The organism is Rhizobacter sp. P1_G5 (assembly GCF_056405435.1).
This window is the reverse complement of record NZ_JBFUCB010000004.1, coordinates 1-14,183: the sequence shown is the minus strand read 5'-3', so window position 1 is coordinate 14,183 and position 14,183 is coordinate 1. Positions and strand designations below refer to the sequence as shown.

10 protein-coding genes and 1 pseudogene are annotated in these 14,183 nt (G+C 68.6%); 1 reads left to right on the top strand and 10 read right to left on the bottom strand.

Annotated features, from left to right (window positions below; genetic code table 11):
• Window positions 1-116: 116 nt before the first annotated feature.
• Window positions 117-2,012, bottom strand: coding sequence for a S9 family peptidase (locus AC1D12_RS00775; RefSeq protein ID WP_477838404.1), 1,896 nt, complete (start codon window positions 2,010-2,012; stop codon window positions 117-119).
• 147 nt (window positions 2,013-2,159) lie between these two features.
• Window positions 2,160-4,916 carry a TonB-dependent receptor gene (locus AC1D12_RS00770; RefSeq protein ID WP_477838403.1) on the bottom strand — a complete coding sequence of 919 codons (2,757 nt, stop codon included), beginning with the start codon at window positions 4,914-4,916 and terminating at the stop codon, window positions 2,160-2,162.
• A 430-nt stretch (window positions 4,917-5,346) separates the two neighbouring features.
• On the opposite strand from AC1D12_RS00770, the gene AC1D12_RS00765 reads away from it, so the two are divergent.
• Window positions 5,347-6,087, top strand: a complete 741-nt coding sequence (locus AC1D12_RS00765; RefSeq protein WP_047510694.1) for a GntR family transcriptional regulator — start codon at window positions 5,347-5,349, stop codon at window positions 6,085-6,087.
• A gap of 63 nt (window positions 6,088-6,150) precedes the next feature.
• On the opposite strand, the gene AC1D12_RS00760 is transcribed toward AC1D12_RS00765, so the two are convergent.
• From AC1D12_RS00760 to AC1D12_RS00725, 8 genes and pseudogenes are all read right to left on the bottom strand, one after another.
• On the bottom strand, window positions 6,151-7,107 hold the full coding sequence (locus AC1D12_RS00760; protein ID WP_477826726.1) for a glycoside hydrolase family 16 protein: 957 nt from the start codon (window positions 7,105-7,107) through the stop codon (window positions 6,151-6,153).
• A 7-nt stretch (window positions 7,108-7,114) separates the two neighbouring features.
• Window positions 7,115-8,410, bottom strand: coding sequence for an MFS transporter (locus AC1D12_RS00755; protein WP_047510698.1), 1,296 nt, complete (start codon window positions 8,408-8,410; stop codon window positions 7,115-7,117).
• Between the two features lie 29 nt (window positions 8,411-8,439).
• Complete coding sequence (gene nagZ, locus AC1D12_RS00750; protein ID WP_477838402.1) at window positions 8,440-9,927, bottom strand: beta-N-acetylhexosaminidase; 1,488 nt, start codon at window positions 9,925-9,927, stop codon at window positions 8,440-8,442.
• Window positions 9,924-10,934 (bottom strand): SIS domain-containing protein, encoded by a 1,011-nt coding sequence (locus AC1D12_RS00745; protein ID WP_477824986.1) that lies wholly within the window; start codon window positions 10,932-10,934, stop codon window positions 9,924-9,926. Before AC1D12_RS00745 ends, nagZ begins: the two co-directional genes overlap by 4 nt.
• Entirely contained in the window at window positions 10,924-12,057 is a 1,134-nt protein-coding gene (gene nagA / locus AC1D12_RS00740; RefSeq protein WP_047510704.1) for an N-acetylglucosamine-6-phosphate deacetylase, read from the bottom strand. The genes AC1D12_RS00745 and nagA overlap by 11 nt, the downstream gene beginning before the upstream one ends.
• Window positions 12,054-12,794 (bottom strand): GntR family transcriptional regulator, encoded by a 741-nt coding sequence (locus tag AC1D12_RS00735; RefSeq protein WP_047510706.1) that lies wholly within the window; start codon window positions 12,792-12,794, stop codon window positions 12,054-12,056. Before AC1D12_RS00735 ends, nagA begins: the two co-directional genes overlap by 4 nt.
• On the bottom strand, window positions 12,791-13,666 hold the full coding sequence (locus AC1D12_RS00730; RefSeq protein ID WP_465114887.1) for a glucosamine kinase nucleotide-binding domain-containing protein: 876 nt from the start codon (window positions 13,664-13,666) through the stop codon (window positions 12,791-12,793). The genes AC1D12_RS00735 and AC1D12_RS00730 overlap by 4 nt, the downstream gene beginning before the upstream one ends.
• A 276-nt stretch (window positions 13,667-13,942) precedes the next feature.
• Window positions 13,943-14,183, bottom strand: a pseudogene (locus AC1D12_RS00725) (tetratricopeptide repeat protein); the annotation flags it as partial.

Below are 14,183 nucleotides of genomic sequence, written 5' to 3'. Positions count from 1 at the left end.
GATTCCAAGGCGTGAATTTAGTGCAGATCGTGCAGTTGGGGATAGAGGGAAACCCGAAACAACGGTGCGGGGTTGTGGCGGGGTGTAAGTGGCTGCGGGTGATCACATGGCGGCCGTCAAGGCCGCGGTCGCAGGTTCTCCGCCAGGAAGGATTCGAGTTCCTGGAAGAACTGAATCCGGTAGGGCTGGTGGCTCAGCGCATGGTCGCCGAAGGCTTGGCGCACGAAGCGCACGGGCTTGCCCGCGTTGCGCAGCGCATCTGCCATCCATTCGCTCTGCTGCACCGGCACGATGCCGTCGGCACTGCCGTGGATCAGCAGCACCGGGGCCTGGATCTGCCGGGCCAGGTAGCGCGGCGAGATGGCCTTGAGATCGGGACYTCCGATGTAAGGCGAGCCCACCATCGCATCGTTCAGGAAACCACGGCCGCGCCGGTGGGCACGCCGCGACATCGCGGCCTGGTCGCTGACGCCGGCAAAGCTGACCGCGCAGCGGTAGAGGTCCGGCGTCAGAGCTGCACCCATCAAGGCGGCGTAGCCGCCGTAGCTCGCTCCGACAATGCAGATGCGATCGGCATCGACGATGTCCTTGGCGATCAGCCAGTGCAGGGCATCGGTCAGGTCGTCCTGCATCGCCTTGCCGCGCTGGCCGAAGCCGGCGGCACGGAAAGTACGACCCAGGCCCCACGATCCGCGGAAATTGACCTGCACCACCGCGTAGCCGCGATCGGCCAGGAATTGCGCCCAGTGGTCAAAGTCGGCGTCGTCGCTGGCGTCGGGGCCGCCGTGCGGCAGCAACACCGTCGGCAGGGGCTTGCCGGCGCTCGCATCCTTGGGCCGCGTCAGGTAGACGCCCAGCTCGAGGCCGTCGCGCGCGCGAATGCTGATCGCCTCCTTGCGGGCCAGCTGGTCCGGGTCGAGGTCCGGATAGGTCTCGGCGAGCAGGGCAAGCTCGCGGGTCTGCCGGTTGCCGATGAAGAATTGGCCGGGGATGCCGTTGCCGCTCGAGTACATCAGGTACCTCTGCCCGTCCGCACTGAACTGCAGCAGGCGATTGGCGCGCTCGGGGAGCGCACGATCGACGCGGGCCAGCAAGGCCTTCAATTCAGGATCCCAGACGTAGAGGCCGGAATCGCCCAGGCTCGCATCGCGTACGCCGAACACGTCACCCGTGGAGGGCGACACCAGCAAGGAGCCGGCGATGTCGCGGTCCGGATCGCTGAGCAGCAGGTGAAGCGCCAGCGCGGGATCGGAGAGGTCGACGCGGTAGACCGCCAGCCGCCCCTCATGCTCGGCGCGGACATAGAGCTGCTGTGGATCGCGACCGAACCCCAGGGGCCAGATCTCCTTGCCACTGAGCAGCTTGAAGTCCCACAGGGTCCTCCAGTCGGACCCTTCCGCCGATCTCTCGACGATGCGCACCGATGCCTCGTCCCTCCGGATGCCGATGCGCACGCGATGCGCCTGGTCGACCACCCAGTCCTCGACCTCGGTGCGACCCGCCTGCACCAGTCGCGAATCGCCCGATCTGACATCCAGGCGATAGACATCGGGCGCCAACGAGCCGTCCTCGACCAGCACATGGCGACCGTCCGGCAGCACGTCCAGCAGCGAGAAGTTCGACTGCAGCCGCACCGGATCGGTGTTGTCGAAGCGCACCGACCACAGCAGCGAGGCCGCACCACTGATCTCCTCGCCCTGGGTCTGCAGGTGGTAGACGCGCACCATCAGGCGCTCGTTGCTGACCCAATTCACGGCGCCCAGGTGGTGCAGCCTGTTGTCGAACGTGCCGACGATCACCGGCGCGCCGCCCTTGACGTCGCGCGTGACCAGCACCGATTCATCGCCCCGGTTCAGCACGGCGGCAAAGCGGTCGCCGCCCGGTGACAGGACCACATGCTGGATCGCCGGCAGGCGCGCGAAAGCTTCGAGCGGCAGCCGGGCCGCCGCCGGCGATGCCCAGGCCGCCGCAAGCAGCCACCCTGCGAACCACGCACGCCATCGTTTGACCAAGCGCCCCTCCCGGCTTCCTTTGAGTGGCCGGATTCTCGCAGTCCTCGGCCCGCGTCAAAAAAAAGAGGGGGAGCATCGCTGCCCCGCCCTCGATCCCCAAGCACCGGTCCCCCTGCGAGGCCGGTGTTGTCTTCGACGTCCTCGGACTTACATCTTCAAGCGCAGCGAGAGGTAGTACTGGCGGCCGTTCACGTAGAACGCGGTCGGCTGATCCGGGTTGTTCGCGTAGTACTTCAGCTTCGGGTTGTTCAGGTTCATCCCGTCCAGCGTGACCGTCAGGTTGTCGTTGATCTTGTAGCCGATCGACGCCGACACGTTGTCGGTGTCGTCCTGGTACTGCGCCGTGCTGCGGTCCAGGCCGTTGTAGAACTTCGAGCGGAAGCTGTAGTTCACGCGGGCGCTGAAGCTGTCGTTCTCGTAGTAGCCGGTCAGGTTGTAGGTGTTCTTCGAAGCACCCACCAGCGGCCCGCCACCGGTTTCCTCGGCATCGGCGTACGTGTAGTTCGCGATGGTGCCGAAGCCGGCGCCGATCGGTTGCTGGTACGAGAGTTCGAAGCCCTGGACCTTGCCGCTGCTGTTGGTCGGCGAGCTGATCGTGAAGGTTTCCAGCACGCCCGTCCGGACGTTCATGTACTGGGTCTGCGTCTTGCCGAAGCTGACGTAGTTGTTCAGGTCCATGTAGAACAGGCTGGCTGACAACAGCGAGCGCGGAGCGAAGTACCACTCCAGCCCGAGGTCCACGTTCGTCGAGCGGATGGGCTCCAGGTTCGGGTTGCCGCCGTTGCCCGTGTGCGTGAGTTCGTCCAGGCTCACCGAACCGGCCAGTGCGCTGTAGTCAGGGCGTGCCATGGTCTTGGCGATGCCGAAGCGCGCCACCAGGTCCTTGGACACGTCGTACTTCAGGTTGACGCTGGGCAACACGTCGGTGTAGGTGTTGGTCACCTCGTTGCGATAGAACGGGCCGAAGGCCGACGTGGTGATCGCACCGGGCACGGTGGCCGGGTCGACGCCTGCAGGAATCGCGACGTTCTGCAACACGTTTTCATTCGTGCGGACCAGGCGCACGCCGACGTTGCCGCTCCAGCGGTTGCCTTCCAGGTTGGCCATCACGTACGCCGCGGTGTTCTTCTCGCGCATCGAGAACTCACCCGGCCAGTACTGGCGCGACACCGGATCGCGGTTCGAGTACTGGTCGCCCCAGGCCTCGAGCGCAGCCGGATCGAGCTGCCACGGCATGTGCGGGAAGTTGCCGCCACCCAGGCCACCGCCGAAATTGCCCGGGTAGGTCGTGCCATTCCAGGCCGGCAGGTTGTCGAATGCACCGGGTCCAGGACCCTGGGCCGTCCAGGTCGACTCACGCGTGTGCTCGGCGAAGCGCGCACCGAACTTCAGACCGGTGACGGCCCCTGCCTCGAGGGCGTATTCGCCATCGAGCTGGCCCCAGTTTTCCTTGTCCTTCGTGGCGGCCGGGCTGGCACCGAAGACCCAGTCGAGCCGGGTCTGGCCCGGCACGTTGAAGCTGCCCTGGTTGATCCCCGGCAAGGCCGCATCGGCCGGTGAACTGATGCCATGCAGCGTGTAGCTCGCACCGGTGTTCAGGATGTCCTGCTCGTAGACGGCCTGCTTCGGCGTTTCACCCTTCCCCTTCGAAGTGCCGATCTTGCTCAGCAGCGTCAGCTTGTCGTTGACGTTCCACTTGCCATCCAGGTTGTAGAAGTCGCTGACCGCATTGGCACCCGGGCGGTAGATCTGGTCGACGATGCCGTATTGCTTGTCTTGCGCCGGCGTCTGGCCGGGCACACCGATGTTCTGGAACGTTGCGGACACCAGCGTGCCGTTGCGCACGACGTAGCCCGGATCCGGCGCCTGTCCGTTGCCGCCGTCCAGGATCTTCGACGGGAAGATCAGGTAGTTGCGGTTGTAGTTGGTGGCTTCCATCTTCGAGCGGAAGCCGCTCAGGTCCAGCGTCACGTCGTTGGTGGGCTTGATCTGCAGGTCGATGAAGGCGCCTTCGCGCTTGCGTTCCTGCTCGAACAAGGCCGAACCGATGCCGTTCGGATACAGGACGCCCGCGAGGTCGGGGTTCGACAACGCGATCGGGCTTCCCGCGGCGATGGCCGTGTAGCCCAGCATTTCCTGGCCGTCACGGCGCAGGTGGCGCTTCTCGGAGAACGCCTGGACCAGCACGCCGAAGCTGTTGGCCTCGTTCTTCCAGTTGAACAGCGCATTCAACTGCGGATCGGTCTTCTCCGGCAGGTCGGCATACACCGCACCCACCGTCGCTTCCAGCGTCAGCTGCTTCTTGAAGTCCAGCGGCTTGCGGGTCTGGATGTCGACCGTGCCGGCCACGCCGCCTTCGACCAGGTCCGCGCGCGAGCTCTTGTTCACGACGACGGCGCCGACCAGTTCCGACGGCAGCAGCGAGTAGCTGACGCTGCGGCCGACCGTGCCGACCTGGTTCAGCACGAACCAGTCGCCGGAGCCGACCATGTGGCCGTTGATCATCGTCTGCGTCAGGCTGGGGTTGGTGCCCCGCAGGCTGACCCGGTCGGCTTCGTCGAAGCCGCCTTCGCCGGCGCCGGCCGAGCTGATGTTGACGCCCGGGATACGCTGCAGCGAATCGGCGACGTTCTTGTCCGGCATCTTGCCGATGTCTTCGGCCGTGATGACTTCAACCACCGAATCGGCGTTGCGCTTGCGGTTCAGCGACTGCTGCAGCGAGCCACGAATGCCGGTGATCACCACCGCTTCCAGGTTCTGCGCGTTCTTCGCCGGCGCGGCAGTTTCAATCGGCTTCTCGGCCGCCACCGGCGCCGAAGCGGCCTGCGCCGGCTGCGGTGCCGACGCGGCGGCAGCCGCTGGTGCGGCTGCGTCCTGTGCGTGGGCAGCGGTGAACGCGCTCATCAGAGCAAGCGCGACCGCCGATGCGATGGGAGTCCTTTTAGCTTTCATGTCTGCCTCTGTTGCCTGGGTTAATGGGCCGCCGAAACTGATTCGGCCTGTTAGGAAACCTGGGACCTCATCTGCAGACCACCGGGAAAGTGGACTGCAGCTCCTTCCCCCGAGAACCGTGACGCTTTTGATGCCAGTTCTAGTACCAGTAAGCTACCACTAGAGGCCACTATGCTACCAATTTCACGCGATTGCAATAGCGTCGTCAGTCAGCAACCACGGGGAAACCACTGATGTAAAGTGCGGTCCGAGGGCCATTGAAACTGTCATTCGTGCGGTCCTTTCGGACTTCTTGTATTGAATTGGTATGGTCCATCACCATCTACCCTTGAGAGATCGCCGCAACCCGGCCACACGAGCCGGATAAAACAAAGGGGTTTGCATGACGACATTGGCCCAGGTGCTCAAGCCGCTGGACCCGAATCACAGCCTGCCGCTGTACCAACAGCTGCAGCGTGCGGTGCGCGAGGCCATCGAGCGCCGCGTGCTGGGGCCCGACGACGCCCTGCCCTCCGAGCGCCAGCTCGCCGAGGATTTCGCGGTCTCGCGCATCACGGTGCGCCGGGCGATCGAGGGGCTGGCCGAAGAAGGCTGGCTGGTGCGCCGGCAGGGTTCTGGCAACTTCGTGTCCTCTCGCGTCGAGAAGAACTTCGCGAAGCTGACCTCGTTCTCCGAGGACATGCGCGCCCGCGGCAGCCGCCCGCACAGCGTGTGGCTGAAGCGCTCGCAAGGCACGGTGACGCCGGAAGAGGCGCTGAAGCTCGCGCTGAGCCCCGGCGCGCTGGTCTACCGCTTCAACCGGCTGCGCTATGCCGACGACGCGCCGATGGCGATCGAGATCGCTACCGTGGTGGCGGGCTGCCTGCCGTCGCTGGAAGCGGTGGGCGATTCGCTGTACGCGGCGCTCGAGCAGCAGGGCAACCGGCCGGTGCGCGCGCTGCAGCGGCTGCGGGCGCTGCTGCTGAACGCCGAGCAGGCGCGGCTGCTGGAGGCGAACGTCGGCGATGCCGGGCTGCTGGTCGAGCGGCTGGGCTACCTGCGCGACGGCCGTGCGATCGAGCTCTCGCAGAGCTTCTACCGCGGCGACATGTACGACTTCGTCGCCGAGCTGAACGCGGGCTGAGGCCGGAAGGCGGTCCGTGCGGCATGCGTTCATGTGAATGGGCGCGGGCTGCACGGCGTGACCTCAGAAGTCGCAGGTGGAGGTGAGCGGCGGCTCGGCCGCCGGCACGGTGTCGACGGCGGTCTGCCCGGCACGGCGCAGCGCCTGCACCGCCTGCGTCACCTCGGCGGGCGTCATCACGCGGTTGCGTGCGTGGTAGACCCAGTCGACATCCTCTTCATACGCGCGCGGCGCCGACACGCCGGCCAGTTGCCCCGCCGGCACGAACCACTGGCTGAACGCGATCGCCATCGGCACGACCGGGTAATTGCGCCCGCCATGCTCGTCGAGCTGCCGGCCGTCCAGGAAGAAGCGGCTCTTGCCGCCGGCCACCTGCATCATCAGCACATGCCAGCCGCCGCCCGAAGGCCCCAGCGCCGCGAAGTGCTGCAGCGGCTGGTTGTACGCATCCCACGGGTCGAGGCGCACCGTCTGCCAGCTCACGCCGTAGAGCCGCGTGCGCGCATCGCCCCAGCCGCCGTTCGGCAGGTACTCCCAGTCGAGCTCGCTGTACTGCGGGTCGTACGGAAAGCGCAGCGGGCTCACCGTGTAGAAGGTCTGCACGAGCACGTCGCCATCCGGCCCCTGCACCGGCGCGTCGCTGAAGCGGATGCGGGCGGCGTAGGTGCCTTCGAGGTACTTGCGGGCATGGCACAGCTGGGCCTGCGTCGTGCCGGCGGGCGTGCCGTCGGTGCGCGCGCTCAGGCGCAGCAGCCGGTTGCCGGGCTGCGCCGGATCGTCGACCAATGACAGCGCGCCCGCACCCCAGCCTGCACCCTCGATGCCGGGGTGGCCGCGCTTGTCGCGCACCGTCCAGCCGCCGGCGGCGAGCGCGGCGACGTTCGGCTGGCTGAAGTCGTCGAAGAACACGCCGGCTGCCGGTGACGCAGGCACTGCAGCAGGCGCAGGCACGCCGGCGCACCCCGCCAGCAAGGAGCCGGCGATGACGCATGCAGCGAGTGACAGGCGGCGCATCTTCATCGCGTGCTCAGGCCTCGGCCACCTGCGTCGGCGCCGTGGGCTCGGCCGGCTTCGATTCCAAGGGCACGAAGCGCGCAAGGATCAGCACCGGCACCGCGCACGCGAGCCCCCACAGGAAGAAGTTCTGGTAGCCCAGCGCCACCTGGATGTCGCCGCTGATGGTGCGGAACAGGCTCATGCCCAGCCCCATCACGCCCGAGCCGATCGCGTAGTGCGCCGTCTGGTAGCGTCCCACCGACACCACCTGCATCAGGTACAGGATCACGCCGACGAAGCCGAAGCCGTAGCCGAACATCTCCAGGCTCAGCGCCGCGGCGATCACGCCGAAGTTCGTCGGCATCGCGGTGCTGAGGAAGACGAACGCGATGCTCGGCAGGTTCATCGCGAGGATCAGCCACACCATCGCGCGCTTCAGCCCCAGCCATGCCGCGAAGTAGCCGCCGACGATGCTGCCGCCGATGAACGCGATCGTGCCCGCCGTGCCGTAGGCCCAGCCGACCTGGTCGGTGCTGAGGCCGAGCCCGCCCACGTCGCGCGCGGCGCGCAGGAAGATCGGCCCGATGGTCTGGATCTGCCCCTCGCTGGCGCGGAACAGGATGATGAAGAGGATCGCGAGCCAGATGCCCGGCTTGCGCAGGAAATCCTGGATCACGTGCCACAGCGTGCGGCTCACGTCGGCGGCCGAGCCGGCTTCCGAGGCCACGTTGCGCGTGCCCGGCAGCGACCACGCGTTGTAGAGCCCGAGCACCACCATCGCGGCGGCCAGCATCAGGAAGATCGCGGTCCAGGCGGCCGGCACGCCGATCGATTTCTCGAGCGAGCCGGCGAGGATCAGCAGGCCGCCCGCCGACACGAAGCGCGCGACGTTGAAGAACGCGCCCTGCCAGCCGGCGTACTCGGCCTGCGCCTTGTTGTCGAGGCTCGCGATGTACAGCCCGTCGGAGGCCACGTCGTGCGTCGCCGACGCGAGCGACACCAGCGACAGCGCGGCGATCGCGATCACGAAGAACGCCGGCAGGTGCAGCGCGATCGCCGTCAGCGCGAGCCCGCCCGCGCCGAGCAGCTGGAACACGATCACCACCGATTTCTTGCTCGGCGCCAGCTCGAGGAACGGGCTCCACAGCCACTTGATGCCCCAGGCCAGGCTCAGCACGCCGAGCCAGCGCGTGATCTGCTCGTTGGGCACCTGCATGCTGATCAGCATCTGCTGCGCGATCACGTTGACCGCGAAGAACGGCAGCCCCTGCGCGAGGTAGAGGCTCGGCACCCAGCGGATCGGCGAACCCTTCGTGGCGGTGGTCATGCGGGGGAACTCCAGAACTTCGGTGTGGATCAGCGACGGGTGTCCAGCCRCACCGGCGAGCGGCCGGGTGCGGTGGTGCGGCGTTCGAGCCAGTCGCGCAACGCGACCAGCGCCCCGGTGGCATAGCCCCAGGTGATGACGGCGGGCGCCGGGATGTCCAGCGCCTGGTACGGGTTCCACAGCACGACGTGCAGGTCGGCCCGCCACGCCTTGGCGCGCGCGTCGTAGCGGTCGCGGTGGTTCGAGACGACGACGTTCAGGCGGCCGTCGCGCGGGATGGTGGTCCAGTCGAGCTCGGCCAGCACGTCGAGCTCGACCATGTCGACGCTCGCGAAACCGCCGAACAGCTCGGCCACCTGCGCGCCCGCGAGACCGGCCTCGGAGACGCCGTCGCTCGGCACCGCGCGCTGCGTGAACACGCGCAGCCGGTGATCGCGGCGCAGCACCGGCGCGGTGCCGCGCGTCGTCAGGCCGGCGGCCCAGGCGCGGTGCATCAGGTCGTCGTCGCGCTCGTGCTGCGCCGGCGTGTAGTCGGCATGACGCACCGGGTAGCGGGCGGCCAGGCGGTCGAGCCGCGCGTTCGCCTTGGCAAGCTTCTCGGCGCCCAGGTCGCCGCTCGCCTGCGCGCGCTGGATCGCGCGGATCGCGGCCAGCTGCTCCTCCTGCGTGCCGAGCGCCATCACCATGTCGGCGCCGGCCTGCAGCGCGAGCACCGCGGCGCGGTCGTGGCCGTAGCGGTCGTGGATCGCCTTCATCACCAGCGAGTCGGTGATCACGACGCCGTCGTAGCCCCAGCTCTCGCGCAGCAGCGTGCCCAGCACGCGGCGCGACAGCGTCGCCGGGTGCTCGGGGTCGAGCTGCGGGTAGACGATGTGCGCCGTCATCATCGCCGGCGCCTCGTGGCGCAGCGCGCGGAACGGCACGAACTCCAGCGCCTCCAGCTGGGCCAGCGACTTGTTCACCTCGGGCAGGTCGCGGTGCGAATCGACGTGCGTGTCGCCATGCCCCGGGAAGTGCTTCACGCAGCAGGCCACGCCTTCGCGCAGCGAGCCGCGCATCCACGCGCCGGCCAGCTTCGTCACCGCCAGCGGGTCTTCCGAGAAGCTGCGCTCGGCGATCACCGGGTTGGCCGGGTTGTTGTTCACGTCGAGCACCGGCGCGAAGTTCCAGTTGATGCCCAGGCTCGCGAGGCCGCGCGCGACCGCCGCGCCGACCTCCTCGGCCATCGCCTCGTCGCCGGCGGCGCCGAGCGCCATCGCGGCCGGTGCCTGCGGCAGGAAGGTCGAGCGCACCACCGAGCCGCCTTCCTGGTCGATGCCGATCAGCGCATGCTCGCCCATCGCCTCGCGCAGGTCGGCGGTGAGCTTGCGCACCTCGGCCTCGGTGCCGAGGTTCCATCGGAACAGGCAGATCGCGCGGATGTGGTGCTCGCGCAGGAATGAAGCGGTCGATCCATCCAGGTTCTTGCCCGGGATGTTGACCATCACCAACTGCCCTGGATGGAACACCGTGCTCATTGCGTCCTCGTCACCTTGGCCAGGAACTTCGGTTTGTCGGGATCGAAGCCGCGCGCACGCGCCAGCGCCTCGACCATCGGGTAGAAGCTCTGCACGACCGAGATCGGGTCGAGCTCGATCGACGCGGTCTCGACGATCGGCAGGTTCGCGTGCGGCGTGCCGCCGGGCGCCGCCAGCAGCACCTTGGCGCCGCGCGCGCGCATCTCGTCGGCGAGCGCCAGCAGGCCGGCCTGCGCCGGGCCGCGCGGCGCGAAGATCAGCAGCGGGTAGCCTTCGTCGATCAGCGCCATCGGGCCGTGCTTGACCTCGGCGCCCGAGAACGCCTCGGCCTGGATCGCGCAGGTCTCCTTGAACTTCAGCGCCGCTTCCAGCGCGACCGGCAGCCCGGTGCCGCGGCCGATCACGAACAGCTTGTCGGCGTGGACCAGCGCATCGACCGCCGGCGTCCAGTCGGCATGCGCGGCGCGCGACAGCACGCCGGGCAGCGCCGACAGCGCGGCCTGCAGCACCAGGTCGTCCTGCCACGCGGCCACCGTGCGCGCGCCGGCCACCATCTGCGTGATGAAGCTCTTGGTCGCCGCGACGCTGGTCTCGGCCCCGGCGTGCAGCGGGAACACCCACTGCGCGGCCTTCGCGAGCGGCGACTCCGGGTCGTTGACGAAGGCCGCGGTGCAGGCGCCGCCGTCGCTGAAATAGCGCATCGGCGCCACCAGGTCGGGGCTCTGGCCCGATTGCGAGAACGCCATCGCCGCCAGGCCGTCGCACTGGATCTGCGACTGGTACAGCGTGATCAGCGACATCGGCAGCGAGGTCACCAGCCGGCCCATGCGCGCCATGATCAGGTAGGCCATGAAGTGGGCCGCGTGGTCGGAGCTGCCGCGCGCGACGGTCAGCACCGAGCCCGGCGGCTTGCTGCGCAGCAGCGCGCCGAAGTCGCTGTAGGCCTGGTCGTTCTCGGCCAGTTGCCGTGCGACCGCAGAGGGGGCTTCGCGGGCCTCAGCCAGCATGCGCGAGTTCAATCGAGCTTCCTTCAACATAGACGTCCGAAACAGTGAGATCGCGGTCGAGCACGACGGCATCGCCCCAGGCACCGGCGGACAAGCGCCCGCGGTCCGAGGCGCCGAGGTAGTCGGCCGCATGGGTGGAGACGCGGCGCGACGCGTCGATCAGGTCCATGTCCAGCTCGTTGACCAGGTTGCGCAGCGCCTGGTCCATGGTGAGGGTCGATCCGGCCAGCGTGCCGTCGGCCAGCCGCACGCCGCCGAGGCACTTGGTGACCTTGTGGCGGCCGAGCCGGTAGTCGCCGTCCGGCATGCCGGCGGCGGCGGTCGAGTCGGTGACGCAGTAGAGGTGCGGGATCGCGCGCAGCGCGACGCGGATCGCGCCCTTGTGCGCATGCAGCAGGTCCGGAATGATCTCGGAGTACTTCGCATGCGCGAGCGCCGCGCCGACCATGCCGGGCTCGCGGTGGTGCAGCCCGCTCATCGCGTTGAACAGGTGCGTGAAGCCGCCCGCGCCGCGCTTGAGCGCCTCGACGCCGTCCTCGTAGCTGCCCAGCGTGTGGCCGAGCTGCACGCGGAAACCCGCGGCGCACAGCGACTCGATCAGGTCCATGTTGCCGGCGATCTCGGGCGCCAGCGTGATCAGGCGGATCGGTGCCAGCTCGTTCAGGCGCGCCAGCTCGGCGGTCTGCACCGGCCGCGCGAAGTTCGGCTGCGCGCCGAGCTTGCCGCCGTTGATGTACGGGCCTTCGAGGTGCACGCCCAGCACGCGCGCGCCCTTCGGGCTGCGGGCCGAGCACACCGACTTGAGTCCGGCGAACGCGAGCTCGAGGTCGCTCATCGGCGCGGTCATCGTCGTCGCCAGCAGCGCGGTGGTGCCATGGCGCGCATGCAGCTCGGACACGCGCGCGGCCGAATCGCCGCCTTCCATGATGTCGTGCCCGCCACCGCCGTGCACGTGCAGGTCGATGAAGCCGGGCAGCACGATGGCGCCGGCCTTGTCGCGCACCTTGCGCACATCGATCGGCGTGCCCTCGACGCGCACGATGCGGCCGTCGGCCCCGAACTCGATGCGCCCGTCGACGAATCCTTGCGGGGTGAGGACCTTGCCTTGCAGGTGGGTGCTCATGCTTCTCTTCTCATTTCGGCGACGAAGTCGTAGTAGTCGCTTCGGCAATAGGAATGGGTCAGCTCGACCGCCTGGCCGGTTTCCAGGTAGCCGATCCGGGTGATGAACAGCACCGCCTGCCCGACCGGCACGCCGAGCTGCTCGGCCAGGCGCGGCTGCGCATTCAGCGCGCGGATGTGCTGCAGCGCGCGCACCGGCGCCTGGCGGGTGCTGGTCAGGTATTCGTACAGCGAGCCGTTGACCAGCTCGGGCTGCGGCAGCACGCTCTGCGGCAGCACGCTGACCTCGTAGGCCATCACGACCTCGTCGGCCAGGCGCAGCCGCTCCAGCCGTGCGACGCGCGCCCCGGGCGACAGGCCCAGGCTCAGCTGCTCGTCGGGCACCGCCGCGGTGATGCTGCGTTCGAGCCATTGCGAGCTCGGCGTGTAGCCGCGCTGGTGCAGCTCTTCGGAGAAGCTCGTCAGCCGCGACAGCGGCTGCTCGATGCGCGGTGCGATGTAGTTGCCCGAGCCGCGGCGGCGCACGATCAGGCCCTGCTCGACCAGCTGGTCGATGGCCTTGCGGGCGGTCACGCGCGACACGTCGAGCGACTCCGACAGCACGCGCTCGGACGGCAGCGCCTCGTCGGCCTGGTAGCGGCCGTCGCGGATCGCCTGCCCCAGCTTGCGAGCCAGCTGCACGTACAGCGGCGAGCTGTCGCGCGCGTCGGGCTTGAAATCGAACAGGGGTCTCTTCATCGGTCGGTCTCGACCTCGCGTCGGATCAGGGTCAGCGCGCCGGCGGCCGGCCCGTCGGCGACGGCGACGCAGCGCGCGAGCAGCGCAGGTGAAAGGCGGGGCGACAGGCGCTGGCCGACGCTGCCGAGCACCGCGAGCGGCAGCTCGCCGGCCGGGTCCAGCGCGCGGGCGATGGCCTCGAGCTCAGTCACTGCGCGCACGAGCAGTTGCGCGGCGGCCGGGTCGCTGTCTTCGGTGTCGAACACGGCCGGTGCGAGCTGTGCATACGCGAACTGGCCGGCGCGGCCGCACCAGGCCTGCAATGTCTCGGCGTCTTCGCCGCACTGGGCCCAGACGCGGCGCGCCAACGTGCCCGCCGGCAGGCGCCCGTCCATCGCGCACTGCGCGATGCGCATCGCCCGCAGGCCGAGCCAGGCACCGCTGCCTTCGTCGCCGACCGGGAAACCCCAGCCGCCGACGCTGGCGCGCGTGCCATCGGCGCGCCACACCTCGCCGATGCTGCCGGTGCCGGCCGCGAGCAGTGCGCCGGGGCGACCGCCGTGCGCGCCGACCAGCATCGCGAATCCATCGGTCTCGCCGAGCAGCTTCGCGTAACCGGGGTTCTGCGCCAGGAAGGCATCGCGCCACGGCGCATTGCTCATGCCGGACAGGCCGGCGCCGAGGGCGCACTGCGCGTGCGAGGGCCGGGCGACGCCGGCGGCATCGAAGGCACGGGCGACCGCCAGCTCGATCTGCTGCCACGCCGGCTCGATGCCCTGGCCCAGCGCCGACGGGCCGGCCTCGCCCCGCCCCAGCACCGCCCCGGCACGGCGCGCGACGAGGGCCCGGGTGCCGGTGCCGCCTCCATCCACGCCGATCAGGTATTCGATCATCGACTGCTCTCTGGCACGTTGTTCATGGGCGGGCGTCGAGCCCGCGATGAAACCAGTTTAGTACCAGCAATACCAATAAGTCAATTGGTATTAGAGTTGTCTTAGCAGCAGGATTTTTCGTTTGAATTCAAGCGCTTACATGCGCTTGTCAGACAGTGCGTCTCACGCACCAAGTCTGGAGGACCGCCCCGTTGCAGGGCGATCGAGGGCAACGATACCAGTCCAAGCCGGAACGCGCCACTGTTTTGTCACCCGGGGCGGGCCCCGGGTTTCAAGTCACTTCTTGCGGGCGTAGAGCGCCCAGAGCCGGGCCAGGTCGGCCGTGCCGTCGTTGCCCTGCACGGTCTTGAAGGTCGCGGCCGACTTGGCGTGATCACCCGCCACCAGCTGCGCGATCGCCAGGTGCAGCTTCGCGTCATCGGGCCGCTTCGTGCCCTTGGCGATGCCCTGCTGCATCAGCTCCAGCCCCGGCTTGGCCTGCCCGCCGTAGACCTGGTCCATGCCGATCGCCAGCAAC

Excerpts from the sequence above, each read along its gene's own strand:
- AC1D12_RS00760 (WP_477826726.1), bottom strand. The coding sequence starts at position 7,107 with ATGAAGATGCGCCGCCTGTCACTCGCTGCATGCGTCATCGCCGGCTCC.
- AC1D12_RS00755 (WP_047510698.1), bottom strand. The coding sequence starts at position 8,410 with ATGACCACCGCCACGAAGGGTTCGCCGATCCGCTGGGTGCCGAGCCTC.
- AC1D12_RS00765 (WP_047510694.1), top strand. The coding sequence starts at position 5,347 with ATGACGACATTGGCCCAGGTGCTCAAGCCGCTGGACCCGAATCACAGC.
- AC1D12_RS00745 (WP_477824986.1), bottom strand. The coding sequence starts at position 10,934 with ATGCTGGCTGAGGCCCGCGAAGCCCCCTCTGCGGTCGCACGGCAACTG.
- AC1D12_RS00735 (WP_047510706.1), bottom strand. The coding sequence starts at position 12,794 with ATGAAGAGACCCCTGTTCGATTTCAAGCCCGACGCGCGCGACAGCTCG.
- AC1D12_RS00730 (WP_465114887.1), bottom strand. The coding sequence starts at position 13,666 with ATGATCGAATACCTGATCGGCGTGGATGGAGGCGGCACCGGCACCCGG.
- AC1D12_RS00770 (WP_477838403.1), bottom strand. The coding sequence starts at position 4,916 with ATGAGCGCGTTCACCGCTGCCCACGCACAGGACGCAGCCGCACCAGCG.
- nagA (WP_047510704.1), bottom strand. The coding sequence starts at position 12,057 with ATGAGCACCCACCTGCAAGGCAAGGTCCTCACCCCGCAAGGATTCGTC.